The organism is Methylobacterium sp. CB376 (genome assembly GCF_029714205.1).
Classification (GTDB): Bacteria; Pseudomonadota; Alphaproteobacteria; order Rhizobiales; family Beijerinckiaceae; genus Methylobacterium.
This window is the reverse complement of sequence record NZ_CP121648.1, coordinates 1,584,588-1,603,647: the sequence shown is the minus strand read 5'-3', so window position 1 is coordinate 1,603,647 and position 19,060 is coordinate 1,584,588. Positions and strand designations below refer to the sequence as shown.

Annotated in this window: 17 protein-coding genes; 14 read left to right on the top strand and 3 right to left on the bottom strand. The window is 71.8% G+C overall.

The window, feature by feature from the left end; all coding sequences use genetic code 11:
- Positions 1-49: 49 nt before the first annotated feature.
- The 12 genes from QA634_RS07245 to QA634_RS07190 all read left to right on the top strand — a co-directional run bounded on the left by QA634_RS07245 (position 50) and on the right by QA634_RS07190 (position 13,284).
- Complete coding sequence (locus QA634_RS07245) at positions 50-487, top strand: TerB family tellurite resistance protein (RefSeq protein WP_012331361.1); 438 nt, start codon at positions 50-52, stop codon at positions 485-487.
- Between the two features lie 98 nt (positions 488-585).
- On the top strand, positions 586-1,464 hold the full coding sequence (locus tag QA634_RS07240; protein WP_012331360.1) for an NAD(P)-dependent oxidoreductase: 879 nt from the start codon (positions 586-588) through the stop codon (positions 1,462-1,464).
- Positions 1,465-1,672: 208 nt separating this feature from the next.
- Entirely contained in the window at positions 1,673-2,833 is a 1,161-nt protein-coding gene (locus QA634_RS07235) for a YihY/virulence factor BrkB family protein (RefSeq protein ID WP_012331359.1), read from the top strand.
- 69 nt (positions 2,834-2,902) lie between these two features.
- Positions 2,903-3,316: a peptide-methionine (R)-S-oxide reductase MsrB gene (msrB, locus tag QA634_RS07230; RefSeq protein WP_012331358.1), complete on the top strand. Its 414-nt coding sequence runs from the start codon at positions 2,903-2,905 to the stop codon at positions 3,314-3,316.
- A 567-nt stretch (positions 3,317-3,883) separates the two neighbouring features.
- The gene (locus tag QA634_RS07225; RefSeq protein ID WP_265576552.1) at positions 3,884-5,083 is read left to right on the top strand and encodes a hypothetical protein; all 1,200 of its coding nucleotides are present in this window, start codon (positions 3,884-3,886) and stop codon (positions 5,081-5,083) included.
- 65 nt (positions 5,084-5,148) lie between these two features.
- Entirely contained in the window at positions 5,149-6,264 is a 1,116-nt protein-coding gene (locus QA634_RS07220) for a hypothetical protein (protein WP_012331356.1), read from the top strand.
- Between the two features lies 1 nt (position 6,265).
- The gene (locus QA634_RS07215; protein WP_012331355.1) at positions 6,266-7,660 is read left to right on the top strand and encodes a hypothetical protein; all 1,395 of its coding nucleotides are present in this window, start codon (positions 6,266-6,268) and stop codon (positions 7,658-7,660) included.
- A gap of 145 nt (positions 7,661-7,805) precedes the next feature.
- Positions 7,806-9,017: an ABC transporter substrate-binding protein gene (locus QA634_RS07210; RefSeq protein WP_012331354.1), complete on the top strand. Its 1,212-nt coding sequence runs from the start codon at positions 7,806-7,808 to the stop codon at positions 9,015-9,017.
- Between the two features lie 80 nt (positions 9,018-9,097).
- Entirely contained in the window at positions 9,098-9,922 is an 825-nt protein-coding gene (locus QA634_RS07205; protein ID WP_012331353.1) for an aldo/keto reductase, read from the top strand.
- A 66-nt stretch (positions 9,923-9,988) separates the two neighbouring features.
- Positions 9,989-10,255: a hypothetical protein gene (locus tag QA634_RS07200; protein ID WP_012331352.1), complete on the top strand. Its 267-nt coding sequence runs from the start codon at positions 9,989-9,991 to the stop codon at positions 10,253-10,255.
- Between the two features lie 297 nt (positions 10,256-10,552).
- Positions 10,553-10,999 carry a (2Fe-2S)-binding protein gene (locus tag QA634_RS07195; protein WP_012331351.1) on the top strand — a complete coding sequence of 149 codons (447 nt, stop codon included), beginning with the start codon at positions 10,553-10,555 and terminating at the stop codon, positions 10,997-10,999.
- A complete protein-coding gene (locus QA634_RS07190; protein ID WP_415926912.1) occupies positions 10,948-13,284 on the top strand; it encodes a xanthine dehydrogenase family protein molybdopterin-binding subunit in 2,337 nt (778 codons plus the stop codon). Before QA634_RS07195 ends, QA634_RS07190 begins: the two co-directional genes overlap by 52 nt.
- 117 nt (positions 13,285-13,401) lie before the next feature.
- On the opposite strand, the gene ppk2 is transcribed toward QA634_RS07190, so the two are convergent.
- Positions 13,402-14,319, bottom strand: coding sequence for a polyphosphate kinase 2 (gene ppk2, locus QA634_RS07185; RefSeq protein ID WP_012331349.1), 918 nt, complete (start codon positions 14,317-14,319; stop codon positions 13,402-13,404).
- A 156-nt stretch (positions 14,320-14,475) separates the two neighbouring features.
- Positions 14,476-14,988 carry a TspO/MBR family protein gene (locus QA634_RS07180; protein ID WP_012331348.1) on the bottom strand — a complete coding sequence of 171 codons (513 nt, stop codon included), beginning with the start codon at positions 14,986-14,988 and terminating at the stop codon, positions 14,476-14,478.
- 81 nt (positions 14,989-15,069) lie between these two features.
- Between QA634_RS07180 and QA634_RS07175 the strand changes: the two genes are divergently transcribed.
- Both QA634_RS07175 and QA634_RS07170 read left to right on the top strand, forming a co-directional pair.
- Positions 15,070-16,230 carry a trans-sulfuration enzyme family protein gene (locus QA634_RS07175; protein ID WP_012331347.1) on the top strand — a complete coding sequence of 387 codons (1,161 nt, stop codon included), beginning with the start codon at positions 15,070-15,072 and terminating at the stop codon, positions 16,228-16,230.
- Positions 16,231-16,543: 313 nt separating this feature from the next.
- Positions 16,544-17,008 carry a hypothetical protein gene (locus tag QA634_RS07170; RefSeq protein ID WP_012331346.1) on the top strand — a complete coding sequence of 155 codons (465 nt, stop codon included), beginning with the start codon at positions 16,544-16,546 and terminating at the stop codon, positions 17,006-17,008.
- A 118-nt stretch (positions 17,009-17,126) separates the two neighbouring features.
- On the opposite strand, the gene mdoH is transcribed toward QA634_RS07170, so the two are convergent.
- Positions 17,127-19,001 (bottom strand): glucans biosynthesis glucosyltransferase MdoH, encoded by a 1,875-nt coding sequence (mdoH, locus tag QA634_RS07165; protein WP_012331345.1) that lies wholly within the window; start codon positions 18,999-19,001, stop codon positions 17,127-17,129.
- Positions 19,002-19,060 lie beyond the last annotated feature (59 nt).

The window sequence follows — 19,060 nt, the reverse complement described above, 5'->3', positions numbered from 1 at the left end:
AACAAGCGGGTTGACCCGCGCCGCCGATGGCCGCGCCGAGGATGAGACGATGGGGCTGTTTCAGGATGCTTTCACCCGGATCGGCCGGGTGGTCATGTCGTATGCGGGCGATACCGCCTTCCTGCACGCGGCGGCTTCGGGCGCGGCCAACGTCATCCTGGCCGACCGGGAGATCGACGAGGAGGAGATCGAGACCGCCCTCACGAATCTCGCCGCCAACCCGATCCTGCAGAAATCCTACGGCGTCCTGAAGCTGGAGCAGGAACTGCACGAGGCGATCGCCCGCGCGAAGAGCCGGGCCGGCCGGATCGAGAACCTGCGCTTCCTCTCGGCCATCGCCGACCGGCCCCTCGACCAGCGCCAGGACGTCTTCCTGATCGCCGCCGACGTCGCCGATCAGGGCGGGATCAGCGAACTGGAGCACAAGGTGCTGGACGAGGTCGCCGAGGCGCTCGGCGTCGACAAGGCGGCGCTCCTCTCCGCCTGAGCCGCTCCCTCGCCGCTCCTCTGGGCGGGGCGGGCCCGCGCCATAGGTGGAGGCGGGCCGGGGCCGCGCGAGCCCCGGCGATGCGGGAGCCGCCGGCCATGGATGTGGGATTTCTCGGGCTCGGCCGGATGGGCCGGCCGATGGCGCTCAACCTCGTCCGGGCCGGGCACCGGGTCCGGGTCTGGAACCGCACCCGCGAGGCCGCGACCTCGCTGCGCGAGGCGGGCGCCGAGCCGGTGGAGAGCCCGGCCGAGGCGTTCCGGGGCGACGTCGCCGTCACCATGCTGGCCGACGACGCGGCCCTGCGCAGCGTCATCGTCGAGGGTGGCGTGCTCGACCAGGGCCAGCGGCCCGCCATCCACGTCGGCATGAGCACGATCTCGGTCGCGCTCGCCCGCGACCTCGCCGCCCTGCACGCGCGGGCGGGGGTCGCCTACCTGTCCGCCCCGGTCTTCGGCCGGCCGGACGTGGCGGAGGCGGGCAAGCTCACCATCGTGGCGGCGGGGCCGGAGGAGGCGATCGCCCGCGCGCAACCGCTGCTCGACGCGATGGGGGCGAGGACGTGGCCCTTCGGGACGGAGCCGGCCCGCGCCAACGCGGTCAAGCTCGCCGGCAACTTCCTCCTCGTCAATGCGGTCGCGGCGATGGGCGAGGCGGCGGCGCTGGTGGAGGCCCACGGGGTGCCGGGCGCCGACCTCCTCGACCTGATGACGAACACGATCTTCGCGAGCCCGGTCTACAAGGGTTACGGCGCCTCGATCGCGGCGGGCCGCTACGAGCCGCCGGGCTTCGGCCTGTCGCTGGGCGCCAAGGACATCCGCCTCGCCCTCGCCGCCGGGGAGGCCGCGCGCGTGCCGATGCCGCTCGCGAGCCTCCTGCGCGACGGGCTGATCGAGGCGATCGCGCACGGCGACGGCGACAAGGACCTCGCCGCCCTCGCCCGCGTGGCCGCCCGGCGCAGCGGCAGGGTCAAGTGACGGGCAGGGTCACCTGACGGGCGGGGGAACGCCGCGAGGCGCACCGTCCGGGCCCGCAAGTGGAGCGGCGGCGGGCGGCCAATGAATCGCGCGTAGAGCGCGCGATGATCCAAGCTCACCCCGAGGCGTGGCGGAACACCCGGCCGCGGCGTCACGTTGTGACGGAACTGCCCGCCCCGGCGGGTTTCTGCTCGCGAACGGTCGCCCGATGACGCCGAATCCCGAACCCGGTCCCGCCTCGCCCGGCGGCGTGACCTCGACCCTCTGGACCGTCTTCCTCGGCCTCGCGCTGGTGCGCCTCGTGACGGCCCGGCGCGCGCCCGACATCGCCGAGCCCTCCGACCCGACCCGGCATCTCGGCCCGGGCGCGAAATCCTATTCGGGCCGCCCCGCCCAGCGGGTGGCCGACACCGAGCCGGATCGCGGCCGCCACGCCGAGACCCCGACCGAGATCCCGGCCAAGGGCTGGAAGGACATTCTCTACCGGGTCTACGTCGAATTCCAGAAGGACCGGGTGCTGTCGGTCGCGGCGGGCGTGACCTTCTACACGCTGCTGGCGATATTCCCGGCCATCGCGGCGCTGGTCTCCCTCTACGGCCTGTTCACCGATCCGGCGACGATCAACGACCACCTGTCGCTGCTGCAGGGCGTGCTGCCCTCGGGGGCCCTCGACATCATCGGCGACCAGGTCAAGCGCATCACCGCCAAGGGCGGCACTACCCTCGGACTCACCTTCTTCACCAGCCTCGCGATCTCGCTCTGGAGCGCGAATGCGGGCGTCAAGGCGATCTTCGACGCGCTCAACATCGTCTACGAGGAGGAGGAGAAGCGCAGCTTCATCCGGCTGAACCTGCAATCGCTGGCCTTCACCCTGGGCGGCCTGCTCTTCGTGGTGTTCGCCCTGACCGGGATCGTGGTGCTGCCGGTGATCCTGAACTTCGTGGGGACGTTCGGCATCTCGATCAGCCCGAAGGCGTGGTACATCGCGCTGCTGCGCTGGCCGATCCTGCTCGCGGTGCTGCTCCTGGCGCTGGCGGTGCTCTACCGCTACGGCCCGAGCCGGGACAAGCCGCAATGGCGCTGGGTGACGCCCGGCAGCCTGATCGCCGGAGTGGTCTGGATCATCGGCTCGATCGCCTTCTCCTGGTACGTCGCCCATTTCGGCAGCTACAACGAGACGTACGGGTCGCTCGGGGCCGCCGTCGGCTTCATGACCTGGATCTGGATCTCGGCGACGATCGTGCTGCTCGGCGGCGAGATCAACGCCGAACTGGAGCACCAGACGATCCGCGACACGACCGAGGGCGCGCCCGCCCCGCTCGGCACCCGCCGCGCCCGCATGGCCGACACGGTGGGCGCGCCGGCGTGACGCCCTCCCCGCGCCCCGCGCCGGCCCCTATCTAGGGGCCGGATGACGGGACGGCCGAGGGAGGAACCGATGGGCGTGGTCGACGGGGTGCGCGACGAGGCGGCTCTCAGCGAGGAGGAGTGGCGCCAGCGCCTGACGCCGGAGCAGTACCGGGTGATGCGCGGCCACGGCACCGAGCGGGCGGGCACCAGTCCCCTCAACCACGAGAAGCGGGCCGGCACCTTCCAGTGCGCCGGCTGCGGCCAGCCGCTCTTCGAGAGCGACACCAAGTACGAATCGGGCTCCGGCTGGCCGAGCTTCTTCGCGCCGATCGAGGGCGCGGTGGAGACGCAGGTCGACCGCTCCTTCTTCATGACCCGCACCGAGGTGCATTGCCAGCGCTGCAAGGGCCATCTCGGCCACGTCTTCGAGGACGGCCCGGCCCCGACCGGCCTGCGCTTCTGCATGAACGGCGCCGCGCTGAGCTTCGAGCCGAAGGAGTGAGACGGGATCCGCTTGATCGAAGCGGATCCTGGATCGCGAGCCTGCGCGGCGCCTGAGCGAAGCCCAAATCCGCCATCCCGAAGGGATCAAGCGGATTTGGTATGATCCGGTCTCCCGGCGCGCGGCCCGGGCGCCGGATGATCGGCCGGATGTCGGACGGGGCGCCCCGCCCCTGACGATGCGCCGGATGCGGCCCGGCGCGGGGGCGGGCTGAATCCGGGCGGTCCGAACGGCTTCCCTCCCGCGGAAGGAAGCCCGCGGGCGCGAGGGCTTCGCGGCGCCCTCGCGGAAACATGCGGATGAGCGCGGCGGACAATGCCGCAAAACCACGAGGACCGGCCTGCGCCCGGGCCGGAAGCGACGCTCAACTTAGAAATCCTTCAGCATAAGTGGGCCGTCGACATCCTGTCGATGTCTCTGCGGCATGATCGATGCGGCCGCGGGTGGCCATGATTGCTCGAACCGAAGTTCATCAAATACGCACGAGATGATGTGGCGCGCCGAGGCGTCGTCCGATTGATGTCGTCGAAAATTCTTCAAGAAATCACTTGTTAAGGTTCCATTAACATGTATGCTGCCTTCGAATCTGCGGAGATAGCAATGTCGCCATTTTTCCATTTTTGGAAGATAGTGATCTATTTCTTGTTTCCGCCGTTGATCGTCGCATTCATGTTTTATGTTGGTCAGGGCTATTATTTCAGCTTCAAAACCTCCTACCCGGATTGGGGGGTCTGGCAGATCAGAGGGATCGTCGCCGTCGTCGCGTTGCTGATCTACGGCTTCTTGGTGATCGCGGGGCGCGCCCTGGTCGAGGTCTCCGGGGCGAGCCCGTGGCGGCGACGGCTCCTGAAGGGCGGGTCCCTCCTGATCCTCGTCCTCACGAGCGGGTACGGGGTGTTGGCCGCCTGCATGCTCCTGCTGGAAGGGCCGACGATCCTGCGCGAGAGCATCGCGACCACGCGGGAGGCCCTGCTTCGGATCCAGGCGGAATCGGCGACGATCCTGGCACGCCCCGAGGTCGACGCCCTCGCCTCGCGGGTGAGAAGCCTCGCGAAGAACCTCGACACCGAGATCAGGAACCCCGTCGCGTGCGGGATCGGGCCGGGCGCGCGCAGGGCCATCGACGGGATCAAGGCCGTCCTGCCCGGCGTCGAGATCCTCACCGGAACCGGACGGGGTCTCGACTGCAAGGATCGCGCGACGGTCGAGGCGGTGGCGAGGGCCTACGGCAGCATGATCGACAAGGCCCTCGGCGAGTACCTCGCGCAGCCCTCGCGACAGATGGCCGAGAGGGCATCCCTGAGCCGCGAGATCAGGCTGACCGTCGACCAGGAGGTCGCGCGGCTCAACGAGAAGGAGAAAGCGCTGATTGGCGTTAACAATTTCCTTTTTGACCAAACTCTCTTCGAAGCGATCGTCCCGACCATCACTCAGGCGAATGCCGAGTACATCAAGCTTTACAACAAATTGTCGGGTTTTTCAAATCTTGAGAAATTCAAGTTGAAAAGCTATCTCGCAAACAATGCCTACGAGTCCGTCACCTCCCTGGTGCAGCTCGTTAACGTTTTGATCGAACGATCGAACAGGCCGACGACTTACATCTACATCATGGTTCCATTCGCGATCGATTTCCTGGCGGTGTTCCTGGTCGTCAACGCGGTGCGGGTGGATCGGGAGCGCGAGGCGAGGCGGCGGCGCCTGAACAGGGACCGCACGCTCCGGGAAAGCGGCGTCACCTACATCTGGTCTCCCATCGAGTTGGGCTGAGGCGACGACCGGAGCCGGCCCTCGTCCCGGAAGGCGAGACGTCAAGGAAAGTGGGGCTCAGCATTATGAACGATGCGAACGGGCACAATTTCTCCAGCGATCAGGCTTTCGACGACGACGACATCGAGCACGCGGATTTCGAGTCGCCTCTGCTGGCTCGCGAGATCATGAGTCATCTGAGAAACAACGACATTCACCCGGTCATGATTTTCGGTACGAATTCATCCGGGAAAACCATGATGCTTCTCTCGCTGATCGACTATATCAAATCGTCAGATGACGCCGTCGTCGATGTCCAGCTCAGGGCGCCGATCTGGCCGCGTCGGCACGGGTACTTCGCGCCCATCGAGGAGGCGGCGCGCGCCTTCTTCGAGAACCAGGTGGCGGCCTTCGGGCGAGGCTACGCGGCGCCGCGGACGCAGAGAGAAACGCCGTACTTCATCCCGGTCAACATCGTTCACGAAAGACGAACTGTGAAGTTCGCCTTCCTGGAGGGCATGGGAGAATGGTTCGAGCAGCAGAAACCGGCGGCCGGCCAGGCCGCCGACGCCTCGCGGATGCCGCCCTTCCTGCCATTCAGGAACCTCCTCAAGGAGATCCTGCAGCACTACGAACTCGGCATGTCGCTCATCTTCGTCGCTCCGACGGTCGCGGGGCCGGATGGGGAATCGGCCGCGAGCTCGCACGAGTGCCTGAGCAACGCCATGCATCAGGTCGACCGGCTGCGGGGCAACAAGAACCGCGACAACCTGCTCCTCCTGATCTCGAAGTGGGACGCGTGCTGCCCTCCGGGCGTGAACGGCAGCGGCTTCTCGGACGCGACGGCGTCGACCGTGCTCGACAGGATCGCGAGATGGCGGGTCGCTTGGCCGAAATTCGCCGCGATGACCGGGTTTCCCGCGCATTCCAAGGCGCTGATGCCGTACAGCGCGGCCTGGGTGCAGCCGGATCGGCGCATCACCCACAGTCCGATCTACGCGCCGGTGTTCAGGAGATTCAATCGGACGCTGTGGAACTGGCTCTACGGCAACGCGACGGCCGCTCTGCCGCATGGCGGCGGCGCGCGGGAGATCCTGTACGCGGACGTCGTCCCGAGCCCGGTCGAGGAGGCCGGGCCCTACGAGACGCTGACGAGGGTGATGATCCTCTCGGTCTTCTCGAAGCTGTTCCGAGAGCGCTGACATGCTGGCTGCCGTGGCGGTGTTCGACACGATCGGGGGCTTCTCGGCGCATTACATCGACGTGAAAGGTGAGGTCAGCCACCACGTCGACGCGCTTCAGGCGATCATGGTCCTGTCGAACGACGACGCGATCATGCGTCACGACACGGCCGGGTACTATGTCGTCGCCCGGCGCAACCCGGAGATCGAGGCCACCTGGATCGGTTGCTACAAGCCGCTGCCGCAGGGCGTCGTCGGGCGTTCCGGCGGGTATTTCGGCTGCGGCCTCTGGCTGTTCGGGACGCACCTGGACGGCGGCGAGGCGGTCGCGCTGCTGGAAGCGATCATCGGCAGGATCGAGTCCCTGCTGTCCTCGGGGCTGATCAGGGACACGGGCGCGTTGCGCCTGGAGGATCTCGAGGGCGACGTCTCCAAGCTCCACGACGCCGAGCGGGCGCAGCGGAGCAACCGGCCACGGCAGGGGCTCTCCTTCACCCTCCTGGGCACGCCCGCCGTCATCGACCTCTCGCGGGAGGCGGATTCCGCGGCGCTGCCCGACGCGCTGACGCGGGCCCAGCGGGACGGCCTCTTCGAGCCCTACGCCAAGGTCCTGATCGCGCGCGACGCCGCCGCCATGCGCGGCGTCCGGGCACCGGGACCGCGCCTCGACGCGCGCGCCCGCGGGGCCGCCGGCGAGGAGCGCGAGCGCGGCTCGATCTGGTCCGGCTGGCGAAGCCCGTCCGCCCCGTCGCCGGACCTCGCCAGGCTGCCCCCGCCGCAGGCCCTGCCCTCGCCGCGCGCGGAGGCCGGGCGTGCGCCGAGCGGCCTCGCGGAGGTGCAGCAGGCCTGGCAGCGTCAGTTCGGCGCCGTGGAGAGGCGGATCGACGCGCTCGACGCCGCGCTGCGGCTCGCCACCCGGCGCAATCAGGCCGGCCTGCTCGCCCTCGCGGGCGCGAGCGCGATCGGCCTGGGCGCCGTGTCGTGGTGGGGGATCGCGTCGTCGCCTCCGCCGGCCCTCACCTCCTCCCCCGGCCGGCCGGCCTCGGGGAGCCCTCCCCTGCGATCGAGCGCGGATCCGGCCGCCCGGCAATTCGGTCCTCCCGACGCGCCGCGCGACCGCCAGGACCTGCCGGATTCCCGCACGGAAGCCGCGCCGGCACAGCAGGATTTCGGTGCGGTGGTGGGCGCGCTCGAGAAATCGCTTCTGACCTTGCAGGGCCTGATCGCCAGCAACGACCTCCCGAAGAACCTTGTCGCGAAGCACAATCTTCGCGGAAATTTCAATGAGATCATCGCCGCTCTGCAGCCTGTCGGGGATTTCAGGGTGCGGGAACTGGTCGACCGGCTGAAGCCACGCGCCGCGGACGAGCCGGCGAAGGTGCCGAACGCCGAGCCGACCCGGAGAGGGAGCCCGTAGCGGCGCCGGCGGGCCGCCCCGGCGCGCGGGCCCGGCGCGGGGTGGCCGGATCGGCGCGCGACCGCGCGCATCCATCGACTCGGCCCCGCCATCCTGACATACGGTGCACCACCGCCCCGCGCGGTTCCGCCTCTGGAGTTTCGCGATGTCGCCCCGTTCGTTGCGCCAGGTCCTCGCGGCCGGTTTCGCAGCCCTGCTCTCCGTCTCGGCCGCCGCGCAGGAGGCGGTTCCCCCCGTGAAGGTCGGCGTGCTCAGCGACATGAGCGGCCCCTTCGCGGATCAGGCCGGCACCGGCTCGGTCGTCGCCGCCCAGCTCGCGGCCGAGGATTTCGCCAAGGAGACCCCCGACATCAGGGTCGAGGTCGTCTCGGCCGACCACCAGAACAAGCCCGATATCGGCCTTGCCATCGCCCGCAAGTGGCTCGACCAGGAGAGCGTCTCGACCATCGTCGACCTGCCGAACTCCGCCGTGGCGCTCGCCGTCGCCAACCTGATGCGCGAGCGCCACCGCGTCGCCCTGGCGTCGAGCGCGATGACCTCCGACCTCACCGGCAAGGCCTGCGCGCCGACCACCGTGCAGTGGGTCTCCGACACCTGGGCGCAGGGCTCCGCCACCGCGCGCGCCATCGCCGAGCGCGGCTTCAAGTCCTGGTACTTCCTCACGGTCGATTACGCCCTCGGCCAAGCGCTGGAGCGCGACGCCACGGCGGCCCTCAAGGGCATGGGCGGCAGCGTCAAGGGCTCGACCAAGCACCCGCTCAATGCCGGCGACTTCGCCTCGCCGCTGCTGGCCGCCCAGGGCTCGGGCGCACAGGTGCTGGCGCTCGCCAATACCGGCGCCGACATGATCAACGTGGTCAAGCAGGCGGCGGAATTCGGCCTGATGCCCGACATGCGGGTTGCGGCCCTGTTCATCCAGATCTCGGACGTCCACGCGCTCGGCCTCAAGGCGGCCCAGGGCCTGCAATTCGCCAGCGCCTTCTACTGGGACCGCACGGACGGCACCCGCGCCTTCGCCAAGCGCTTCGCCGAGCGCATGAACGGCCGCATGCCGACCGAGAACCACGCCGGGGTCTACTCGGCGACGCTGGCCTACCTGCGCGGCGTGCGCGCCGCCGCCACCGTCGAGGGCGAGAAGGTGCTGGCGGCCCTGCGCGAGACGCCGATCGACGACCCGCTCTTCGGCCCGGTCACGATCCGGCAGGACGGGCGGGCGGTCCACGACCTCTTCCTGTTCGAGGTCAAGACCCCCGCCGAGTCGAAGGGGCCGTACGACTACTACAAGCTCCTCGCGACGGTGCCGGGCGACAAGGCCTTCCGGCCCATGAGCGAGGGCGGCTGCCCGCTCGCGAAGTAGGCGCCGCCTCGACAGACGGCGCGCGGGCTCCACTTCGAGGAGGGTGCCGCCCCGGCACCGCCCCCGCGGAGGAGCCTTCCATGACGCAGCCGACCCTGACGCTCAACGACGGGAAGCGCGTGCCGCAGCTCGGCTTCGGCGTCTGGAAGCTCGCCGACGAGAAGGCGCCCGAGATCGTCGGCCTCGCCCTCGAGGCCGGCTACCGGGCGATCGACACGGCGGCGGTCTACGGCAACGAGGCCGGGGTCGGCCGGGCCATCGCGGCCTCGGGCCTCGCGCGCGAGGAGATCTTCGTCACCACGAAGCTCTGGAACGATTCCCACGGCAGCGACGAGGTGCTGCGGGCCTGCGACGCCTCCCTGGAGCGGCTCGGCCTCGACCACGTCGACCTCTACCTCGTGCACTGGCCGCTGCCGCAGCGCGACCTCTACGTGCAGACCTGGCGGGCGATGATGCGCCTGCGCGAGGACGGACGGGCGCGCTCGATCGGCGTGTCGAACTTCACGGTCGCGCAGCTGAAGCGGGTCATCGACGAGACCGGCTCGACGCCCTCGGTCAACCAGATCGAGCTGCATCCGCGCTTCCAGCAGCGGGCGCTGCGGGACTTCCACGCGCGGGCCGGGATCGTCACGCAGGCCTGGAGCCCGCTCGGCCGGGGCGCGGCCCTGGCGGATCCGGTGATCCGGGGCATCGCCGAGAAGCACGGGCGCACCCCCGCCCAGGTGATCCTGCGCTGGCACATCGAGAGCGGCAGCGCGGTCATCCCGAAATCGGAGACGCCGGCGCGCATCCGCGAGAATGCCGACATCTTCGGCTTCGCGCTCGATCCCGAGGACCAGGCGGCGATCGCCGCGCTCGACGCGGCGGACGGGCGCATCGGCCCCGACCCGGAGACGTTCGGCTGAATCCGCAACCGGCCGGCACCTCGGGGCGTTCCTGCCCCTCACCGCATCGATGACGGGAGGGGATTCATGCGCACCTACACGCTCGCCTTCGCCGACGTGCTCTACGCCTGCCTGCCCGACGGGGCCGACATCGACCGGGTGATCGAGGAGGAGGCCTGCGTCGGCTGCGCCGAGATCGATCCGGGCGAGGTGCGGGTGGTGCGGGGCCTGACGCTGACCGCCTTCCCGGCCGCCGCCGACGAGGTGGTGTGGTGCGCCGGCTCGGACGGCGACCTGACCGACGTGCACGGGCGCTGCTTCCCCTACGCGGTGCGGCGCTGGGTCGATCGCTGAGCGGGGATCCGCGTGGCCGGGGCGGAATCCGGGACGCGCGCCATCCGCGACCGACCGGCCCGGCTCGGTCCCGCCTCGCGGTGCGGCCCGTGCGGCCGGAGGTGATGGCCCCCGCTGCCTCCGTGATGCCCCCGTCCCAGATCGATCAGCAATCGCGCAACGCCCTGCGCCGCTTTGCGGGCGAGACCTGATCGATCGCGCGGAGCCGATGTCCGAAAAAGTCGGATTTACGACATTTCTCGGGAAGCATGGCGGTCATAGGGTCCTGGCTCAGCGTCCGCCCCCCGAGGACCCGCGATGTTCCACCTCACGATCAACGGCCGCGACCATCAGGTCGAGGTCGAGCCCGACACCCCGCTCCTCTTCGTCCTGCGCGACACGCTCGGCATGACGGGCACGAAGTACGGCTGCGGCATCGCCCAGTGCGGCGCCTGCACGGTGCTGATCGACGGGCAGGCCACGCGCTCCTGCCAGGTGCCGATCGAGAGCGTCGGCGCCGCCCGCGTCCGGACCATCGAGGCGATCGAGCAGGATCCGGTCGGCCGCAGGGTCGTGGAGGCCTGGGTGGCCGAGCAGGTGCCGCAATGCGGCTACTGCCAGTCCGGGCAGGTCATGGCGGCCACCGCCCTCCTCACGCAGAACCCGAAGCCCACCGACGAGGACATCGCCGCCGCGATGACCAACCTGTGCCGCTGCGGCACCTACAACCGCATCGCCGCCGCCGTGCGGCAGGCCGCGGCCTGAGGGAGGTGGCGATGACGCGGCCCGCGCGGTCCCCCCTCCCCTCCCTGCCGGCCGTCGCGCCGGAGGGCGTCGCCAACCTCTCCCGCCGCCGCTTCCTCGGCCGCGCCGCGGGCGCGCTGGTGCTCGGCATCGCGCTCCCGGCCCGGGGCCGCGCCGAGGCGCAGGGCCCGGCCGAGGGCGCCGGCGCCATCGCGCCCCAGCCCGGCACCCGCGTTCCGGCCTTCCTGGAGATCCGCCCGGACGGGCGCGTCCGCCTGCTCAGCCCCTTCGTGGAGGGCGGCCAGGGCATCGCCACCGGCATGGCCCAGATCGTCGGCGAGGAACTCGACGTCGATCCCGCCCGCTTCCTGGTCGAGTGCGCCCCGCCCGGCCCGGACTACGCCGTGGTCAACGGCCTGCGGATGACCGGCGGCAGCTTCTCCACCCGCTCCAGCTACGCGCTGATGCGCCAGCTCGGCGCCACCGCCCGCGACATGCTGATCCGCGCCGCCGCCGCCCGGCTCAAGGTGGAGGCGGGAAGCCTCGCCACCCGCGACGGCGCCGTGGTGCACCCCGCCTCCGGCCGCACCCTCCCGTACGGCGACCTCGCCGGGGAGGCGCTCGCCCTCAAGCCCCGCGACGGCGTGCCCCTGCGCGACCCGGCCTCGTTCCGCTACATCCGCCGGCCGGTGCCCCGCCTCGACGTGCGGGACAAGGCGACGGGCCGGGCGGTCTACGCGATCGACCAGACGGTCGAGGGGATGCTCCACGCGGCGGTCCAGCACGCGCCGCATCTCGGCACCGAGCCCCTGTCCCTCGCCAACGAGGACGAGGTCCGGCGGATGCCGGGCGTCCACTCGGTCCACCGACTCCCCGGCGCCGTCGCGGTGGCGGCGGACAGCTGGTGGCGCGCCCGCAAGGCCGTGGAGGCGCTCCGCGTGCGCTGGTCGGCGCCCGAGCCGGAGGGCATCGCGACCGTCTCGGCGACCTTCTCGTCGGAGGCGATGCGGGCCGCGCTCGCGGACGCGCCCGGAGAGGCTCAGGTGGGGGAGGCGCAGGTGGCGGAGGCGGAGGGCGACGCGGGCGGCGCCTTCGCGAGCGCCGCCAGGGTGATCGAGGCCGCCTACGAGGCGCCCTACCTCGCCCACGCCCAGCTGGAGCCGCCCTCCGCCATCGCCCGCTTCAACCCGGACGGCACGCTCGACGTCTGGACGCCCAACCAGATGCCGGAGCTGTTCCAGGCCCTCTCCGCGCAGGCGGCGGGCCTCGCCCCGGACAGGGTGCGCATCCACTCGCCGATGCTCGGCGGCTTCTTCGGGCGCCACTTCGCCTATGGGCCGGCGAACCCCTACCCGCAGGCGATCCTGCTCGCCAGGGCGACGGGCCGGCCCGTGCGGGTGCTGTGGTCGCGGGAGGAGGAGTTCGGCAGCGACGCCCTGCGGCCCCTCTCGGCGAGCCGCTTCCGCGCCGCCCTCGACGCGGCGGGCCGGCCGATCGCGCTCGAGGTGCGCACGGTCGGCGAGGGGCCGATCGGCCGCTGGTTCGGGGCGATGGTCCAGGGGCCGGTCGACCCTTCCGCCGTCGAGGGGCTGGTCCGGAAGCCCTACGCCATCCCGAACCGCCGCATGACCTTCGTGAAGCGGGCGCACCCGGTCACGATCGCGTTCTGGCGCTCGGTCGGGCACTCGATGAACGACTATTTCTACGAGAGCTTCCTCGACGAGATCGCGCAGGCGGGCGGGCAGGACCCCTTCGCCCTGCGGATGGCGCTGGTGGCGGGCAGCCCGCGCCACCGGCGGCTGCTGGAGGAGGTCGCGGACCTCTCCGGCGGCTGGAAGCGGGGCCCCTACGAGGCCGAGGGCGGGCGGCGCGCCCGCGGCCTCGCCATGGCCTCGCCCTTCGGCTCCGAGACCGCGACCGTGGCGGAAGTCTCGGTCGAGGGCGGCGAGGCGCGGGTGCACACGCTCTGGATCGCGTTCGACCCGGGCAGCGTGGTCAACCCGGCGATCGTGAAGGCCCAGGTCGAATCGGCCGCGGCGCTCGGCCTCTCGGCGACGCTCGTCGAGCAGATGCTCTATCGGGACGGGCAGCGGCAGGCGCGCAACTTCGACGCCTATCCGATCCTGCGGCGCGAGCACATGCCGGCGGTCCACGTGCGCATCGTCGAGAGCGGCGCCCCGATGGGTGGGGTCGGCGAGCCGGGCCTGCCCGGCGTGCCGCCCGCGGTCGCCAACGCGGTGGCGGCGCTCACCGGCCAGCGCGTCCGCGCGCTGCCGCTCTCCAACGTCAGGCTCTCCGGCGCATGAGGAGGAGCCGATGGAGTCGCAGCGCGGCACGGCGCTCGTCACCGGCGCCTCGCCGGGGATCGGCGCCGCCTCCGCGGCGGCGCTGGCTCGCCGGGGCTGCGAGGAGCGGGCACCCGCTCAGTAGCGGGCCGGGACGTGCATCTCGGCGGGAACCGGGTGGCGCTCGTAATCCGGGTGGCGCACCCGCTCGGGCAGGTCCACGGGGGGGCGCTCGACGGCGCCGTAGGGCACCTGCTCCAGGAGGTGAGCGATGCAGTTGAGGCGCGCCCGCTTCTTGTCGACCGCCTCGACCACCCACCAGGGCGCTTCGGGGATGTGGGTGCGCTCCAGCATCGTCTCCTTGGCCCTCGTGTAGAGTTCCCAGCGGGCCCGCGACTGCACGTCCATCGGGCTCAGCTTCCACTGCTTGAGCGGGTCGTTGATCCGCATCCGGAAGCGGAATTCCTGCTCCTCGTCGGTGATCGAGAACCAGTACTTCACCAGGATGATGCCCGAGCGCACCAGCATCCGCTCGAATTCCGGCACCGAGCGGAAGAACTCCTCGTACTCGTCGTCGGTGCAGAAGCCCATCACGCGCTCGACGCCGGCGCGGTTGTACCAGGAGCGGTCGAACAGCACGATCTCGCCGCCGGCCGGCAGGTGGGCGACGTAGCGCTGGAAGTACCATTGCGTGCGCTCGCGCTCGCTCGGGGCCGGCAGCGCGGCGATGCGGCAGACGCGCGGGTTCAGCCGCTGGGTGATGCGCTTGATCACCCCGCCCTTGCCGGCCGCGTCGCGCCCCTCGAAGAGCACCACGACCCGCTTCCTGTGGACCTGCACGTAATCCTGCAGCCGCACCAGTTCCTGCTGCAGGCGCAGCAATTCGCGGAAATACACCGCCCGCGGCAGGGTCGGGGCGCGGTTCGGGGGCTCGACGCCGTCGGCGACGCGTTCGAGGAACGCCTCGTCGAGTTCGAGTTCCATCTCCTCGTCGAGGCTGTCCGCCACCTCCTCGCGCACGGCCTCGACCCGGGCGGCCTTCAGATCGTCTTCCATCGCGCGTCTCCGTCCGGCCCGCCGGGAACGGGCGGGCCCGGCCCATTCTGCGGCCGGGATGTGACAGTTTGCGCGGGGACCCGCCGCACCCGGCCGGTTCCGGTCCCCCCGGCGGGGCGGGGCGAGACCCGCGGGGCCGGCCGAGGCGCCGGCCGATCAGTTCATCCGCCACACCGCCGCGTTCACGGCGGTCGCGTAGGCGACCCAGCCCGCATAGGGCACCAGCAGCAGGGCCGCGGCGCGGTCGAGGGGCCAGAACAGCCGGATCGTCCAGAGGATCATCACGAGGAGCGCGACGATCACCACCAGCCCGCCGAGCAGGGAATGGGCGGCGAAGAAGACCGGCGTCCAGATCGCGTTGAGGGCGAGCTGGACCGCGTAGGCGGCGAGCGCCACGCTCCGGCCCCGGCGCAGGTCCGCGCTCGCCGGGGCCGTGCCGAGGACGCGCCAGCAGGCGAGCGCGATCATCGCGTAGAGCATCGACCACGCGACCGGGAACATCCAGTTCGGCGGCGTGAAACCCGGCTTGGCGAGGCCCGCGTACCAGGTCGGGATGTTGGGCGTGGTGAAGAGCGGGCCGGTGAGCGCCGTGGCGAGCACCGGCAGCACGGCGAGGGCGAGGCGCAGGGCGGGGGACGGGACGGCGAGGCGGGTGGCGGCGAGCGTCATGGCAGTTCCAGGGGATGACTGCCCTGACTTGCGCTCGGGCCCCCGTTCTGCAAGGGCGAAGCGGTGCCGCAGGAGTTGCAGATGAGCCGCGAAACCCCCTCCCCCTGGTCCAAGCGCAGCCTCGCCGTTCAGGCGATGGGCCACGTCGATCCGGTGACCAAGGCGGTGGTGCCGCCCATCCACCTCACCTCGACCTATCTGCGCGACCCCGACAACCAGTACAGTTCCGGCTACTGCTACGGCCGGCCGGACAATGCCACGGTGCGCGAGGCCGAGGCCGTCCTCGCCATGCTGGAGGAGGCGCCGGCGGGCGCGCTGCTGTTCGGCTCCGGCATGGCGGCGGCGACGGCGGTGTTCGGGGCGCTCGATCCCGGCGACCACGTGGTGGCGCCGAGCGTGATGTACTGGGCCCTGCGCCGCTGGCTGCTGCAGGAGGCGACCCGCTGGGGCCTCAAGGTCGACCTCGTCGCCACCGACGACCTCGACGCCCTGCGGGCGGCGGTGGTGCCGGGCCGCACGAAGCTGGTCTGGCTCGAGACGCCCTCGAACCCGCTCTGGACCATCACCGACATCGCGGCCGCGGCCGAGATCGCGCACGCGGCCGGCGCGCGGCTGGCCGTCGATTCCACCGCCGCCTCGCCGGTGGTCACCCGCCCGCTCGCGCTCGGGGCCGACGTGGTCATGCACTCGGCCACCAAGGTGCTGAACGGCCACTCGGACGTGATCGCGGGCGTGCTGGCGGGGGCGCGGGAGGACGCGTTCTGGGGCCGGATCAAGGGCATCCGCGCGAGCCAGGGCGCCATCCTCGGCCCCTTCGAGGCCTTCCTGCTGCTGCGCGGCCTGCGCACCCTGCACCTGCGCATCGCCGCGCAGATGAGGGGCGCCGCCGCGCTGGCCGATCGCTTCACGGCCCACCCGCGGGTCCATGCCGTGCTCTATCCCGGCCTGGCCGATCATCCCGGCCACGCGGTCGCGGCGCGGCAGATGGAGGGCGGCTTCGGCACGATGCTGTCGATCCGCGTCGCCGGCGGCGAGGCGGCGGCGATCGCCACCGCCGCCCGCGTCTCCCTGTGGAAGCGCGCCACCTCCCTCGGCGGGGTCGAGAGCCTGATCGAGCACCGCGCCTCGGTGGAGGGGCCCGGGACCCCCTGCCCCGCCGACCTGCTGCGCCTCTCGACCGGCATCGAGGACCCCGAGGACCTGTTCGCGGATCTCGACGCGGCCCTGCGCGGCGCGGCCTGAGCCGCCGCGGCCCGGCGGGCGGGGAATCAGACGCTCTCCGGACGATCACGTCCTGAGAGCGTGAGATAAGCCCGCGCGGCGCTTGAGCGAGGCCGAAATCCGCATGGCGAAGCAATCCGTCGGTCGTCGTATGCCAAGCCCGCGCGGCGCTTGAGCGAAGCCGAAATCCGTATTGCGAAGCAATCCGTCGGATTTCGGATCATGGTGAACTTTCGGTCGACGCGCCGCTCCTTCGGTTCGCACGGGCCCGCCCGTCGAACCGATCGCATCCCGGCGCGTTCTCCCGCAAAGCTCGCCAGCCGAGGAGTGCCCCATGCCTGCCGCCCTGCCCGCCGCGCTTCTCGGCGCGCACGTCCTCCTCGCCGCGGCCGACGGGCCGCCGCGCTTCAACATCGAGGCCACCTGCAAGTCACCGGGACGCGCCTCCGTCTCGAACGATGCCGGGGCGGACGGCTGCCTGCGCTCGGAGCGCGCCGCGGGGGACGACCTGCGCAAGCGCTGGGGTGATTTCTCGGGCACGGCGAAGCGCCAGTGCTCGCAGCAATCGCGGGCCGGCGGCTTCCCGAGCTACGTCGAGATGCTGACCTGCCTCGAACTCGCCAGCGGCAACGTGCCGGTGCACGGGCCGGAGAACGGCGCCACCGCCGGCCAGGGCGGCGCCGGACCCGCGACCACCGGCAGCACCCGGCGGGGCGAGGAGGGCACGGCGCTCACCACCGCGCCCTCGCCGCAGCAGCGCACCGATCCCCTCCGGGTGCTGGGCAAGCCGGCGCGCTGAGCCGCGCGACCGATTCGGCGGCGACGATGGTCCGCACGCGACGGTCACGGCAGGATCGCGCGCGGCGATTCCGCTGAGGAGCCGTCCGGCGCCCGTCCCGGCGGGTCCGCGGGCCGGCTCAGCGCGGGGGCGAGGCCGCGGCGTCGTCCGTGACGGTGGCGAGCCAGACCGGCCCCTCCCCCGCGACGGGCTGGGCGCGCGGGCGCTCCGGCTCCGGCGGCCGGCCGGCCCGGGCCGCCGCGAGGTCGCGCAGCTCCGGCGCCTGCGCGGTGTCGTCCACGGTCAGGAACAGCCCGCGCCGCCGCGCGCCCTGGCCGAGATCGGCGCGGCTCGTCAGCACACTGAGGGCGGGGCTGAGCAGGAGGCTGGCGGCGACGGGCCCCATCCAGGCGGCCAGCCACGGATCGCCCGCGACGGCGAGGAGTATGGCCAGGACGCCCCCCGCGATCAGCGCGTCGGCCTGCAGCCGGGCCGCCTCCGACCAGGGGACCTGCCGGTCGTCGCGCACCTGCGCGTCCCAGCGCACGACCTTGCCGGCCAGGGTCGAAGCCACCGCCCCGGCGTTGAACAGCATCAGCACCGGCCAGAGCAGCACCCAGACCACCTGTTCGAGGGCGGCGCTGAGGAGGAGCCGGCGGGTTCCGCCGAAGGCGCTCCGCCGCTCGCGGCTGAGGAGGACGTGGCCGAGGCTGAGCAGCTTGGGCGCCGCCAGGACCGCCAGGGTGAGCGCCGCGAGCGCGCCGGCCGCCTCCCCCTCGCCGGTGAGCCCGTAGGCGAGCAGGCCGAGATCGCCGCGCAGGACAGCCCGGGCCGTGCCGAGGGTCAGGAAGGCGAGCCAGAGCGGCGAGGCGAGGTAGGACAGGATCCCGACCAGGAGGTGCCAGCGGCTCCCGGCCGTGAGGCCGGGCGTGCCGACGAGGCCGAGATGCTGCAGGTTTCCCTGGCACCAGCGGCGCTCGCGCCCGAGGAGGTCGACGAGGTTCGTCGGCATCTCCTCCCAGGTGCCCCCCTCCTCCGGCAGCAGGCGTAATTCCCAGCCGGCGCGGCGCAGCAGCGCCCCCTCGACGGTGTCGTGGCAGAGGATCTCGCCGCCGAGCGGCGGCCGTCCGGGCAGAACCGGCAGGTCGGCATGCGCCGCGAAGGCGCGCAGGCGCAGGATGGCGTTGTGGCCCCAGTAGCTGCCGTCCGGGCCCTGCCAGGTGTCGAGGGCGCGGATCGAGAGCGGCGCGTAGAGGCGCACGGCGAATTGCTGGATGCGGGCGAAGAGCGTGTCGCGCCCGGCCGCGTAGCTCACCGTCTGGATCAGCCCGACGCGCGGATGCGCCTCCATCAGCCGGATCAGCCGGCGGATCGTGGCGCCGCTCATCAGGCTGTCGGCGTCGAGCACGACCATGAACTCGTAGGCGTCGCCGTGGCGGCGGCAGAACTCCGCGATGTTGCCGGCCTTGCGGCCCGTATTCTCGGCCCGGCGGCGATAGCGCAGGCGCGGCAGCCCGGGACCGGCGGCCTCGCACCACGCCCGGGCGCGGGCGAGTTCGCGCTCCTCGGCGGCGGCGATGGCGGCGTCCCGCGTGTCGCTGAGGACGAAGATGTCGATGTCGCCGCCGCCGCCCGCCCGGGCGATGGAGCGGGCCATCACCCGGATCGCTGCGAAGACTGCGACGGGGTCCTCGGCGTGGATCGCCACCGCCAGCACCGTGCGGCTCCGCCCGGACGGCGCCAGCGGCACCGTCGGGGCCGCCGCCTCGACGGCGGAGACGACGCGCCGCTTGAGCCAGGCGGCGGCGGCGCCGTAGACGTATTGCCACGCCACGTAGGCCTGCCACGTCATCACGAGGCAGAACAGCACCAGGACGGCGCCGTCGAGGAGACCGTCGGCCGGGCTCGCCGCGGCCGCGAGCCCGGCCAGCGCGGCGGCCGTCGCGAGCGTCGGGAGCGCGAGGGCGAGGCGGCGCACGATCAGCGCCGCATCGGGCGGGGAGGCAGGCGGCATGGCGGACTCGACGGAGACGGGAGGATGGCCAGCCCTAGGGGGATTGGCCTGAATGGTGC

Coding starts and splice junctions, on each gene's coding strand:
- QA634_RS07195 (WP_012331351.1), top strand. CDS start 10,553: ATGTTCCACCTCACGATCAACGGCCGCGACCATCAGGTCGAGGTCGAG.
- QA634_RS07200 (WP_012331352.1), top strand. CDS start 9,989: ATGCGCACCTACACGCTCGCCTTCGCCGACGTGCTCTACGCCTGCCTG.
- QA634_RS07180 (WP_012331348.1), bottom strand. CDS start 14,988: ATGACGCTCGCCGCCACCCGCCTCGCCGTCCCGTCCCCCGCCCTGCGC.
- QA634_RS07205 (WP_012331353.1), top strand. CDS start 9,098: ATGACGCAGCCGACCCTGACGCTCAACGACGGGAAGCGCGTGCCGCAG.
- QA634_RS07235 (WP_012331359.1), top strand. CDS start 1,673: ATGACGCCGAATCCCGAACCCGGTCCCGCCTCGCCCGGCGGCGTGACC.
- QA634_RS07175 (WP_012331347.1), top strand. CDS start 15,070: ATGAGCCGCGAAACCCCCTCCCCCTGGTCCAAGCGCAGCCTCGCCGTT.
- QA634_RS07220 (WP_012331356.1), top strand. CDS start 5,149: ATGAACGATGCGAACGGGCACAATTTCTCCAGCGATCAGGCTTTCGAC.
- QA634_RS07210 (WP_012331354.1), top strand. CDS start 7,806: ATGTCGCCCCGTTCGTTGCGCCAGGTCCTCGCGGCCGGTTTCGCAGCC.
- msrB (WP_012331358.1), top strand. CDS start 2,903: ATGGGCGTGGTCGACGGGGTGCGCGACGAGGCGGCTCTCAGCGAGGAG.
- QA634_RS07240 (WP_012331360.1), top strand. CDS start 586: ATGGATGTGGGATTTCTCGGGCTCGGCCGGATGGGCCGGCCGATGGCG.
- ppk2 (WP_012331349.1), bottom strand. CDS start 14,319: ATGGAAGACGATCTGAAGGCCGCCCGGGTCGAGGCCGTGCGCGAGGAG.
- QA634_RS07225 (WP_265576552.1), top strand. CDS start 3,884: ATGTATGCTGCCTTCGAATCTGCGGAGATAGCAATGTCGCCATTTTTC.
- QA634_RS07170 (WP_012331346.1), top strand. CDS start 16,544: ATGCCTGCCGCCCTGCCCGCCGCGCTTCTCGGCGCGCACGTCCTCCTC.
- mdoH (WP_012331345.1), bottom strand. CDS start 19,001: ATGCCGCCTGCCTCCCCGCCCGATGCGGCGCTGATCGTGCGCCGCCTC.
- QA634_RS07215 (WP_012331355.1), top strand. CDS start 6,266: ATGCTGGCTGCCGTGGCGGTGTTCGACACGATCGGGGGCTTCTCGGCG.
- QA634_RS07245 (WP_012331361.1), top strand. CDS start 50: ATGGGGCTGTTTCAGGATGCTTTCACCCGGATCGGCCGGGTGGTCATG.